The sequence below is a fragment of the bacterium genome (assembly GCA_029210965.1).
GTDB lineage: Bacteria > BMS3Abin14 > BMS3Abin14 > BMS3Abin14 > BMS3Abin14 > JALHUC01.
Window position 1 is genome coordinate 1 of sequence record JARGFZ010000136.1, and the last position, 594, is coordinate 594.

The 594-nt window shown below is 53.2% G+C and carries 1 protein-coding gene; it reads left to right on the forward strand.

Annotated elements, in window-relative coordinates; translation table 11 throughout:
- Nucleotides 1–176, forward strand: a 176-nt coding sequence (locus P1S59_14645; protein ID MDF1527463.1) for a type II toxin-antitoxin system HicA family toxin, incomplete at its 5' end; no start/stop codon positions are given.
- Nucleotides 177–594: the final 418 nt, after the last annotated feature.

Genomic DNA, 594 nt, shown 5'->3' on the forward strand with positions numbered 1-594 from the left:
GAAATGGCTGGATTGTCGTCCGCCAAAAGGGCAGCCACATCAGGTTCCAGAAAAGAACATCTACAGCAATACTCAAGCTGCCTCTCCCGGCACACCGTCCCATAAAGAGATCAACCCTTTCTCATATTCTCAAGCAGGCCCTGCTGACGGTGGATGAATTCAAAGAGCTTTTGTGAGAATATCAGGAGGAAGGTGTTCATCTCGATGACTGATTACCGCCTCAGGATCGTAGCATTGGCGGAGTCGGTTGGCGAAGGTGGATGGCGAAGGAGGAACACGACCCCACGGTTTATCAAATGCCTGAAGTTGTCATCGCGAGGCAGGAGGCCGTGCCGAAGCGATCCCGGTCAAAGGCCGGTTTCAACGATCAACGTTCAACGATCAACGTTCAACGATCAACGGCAGAGAGCGGACGCGGTTGCATGGGAGCAGGGGAGCATGGGAGCGTGGGAGGAATAGCGGTATCTACGTATCCAGGTATGTAGGTATGTAGGTACTTATGCACGTAGATACTTAGACACGTAGACACGTAGACACGTAGCGCGCCCCGCTGCCAGACACCGGGAGTTGTCAAAAGGCTCTCCGTAAGCTATG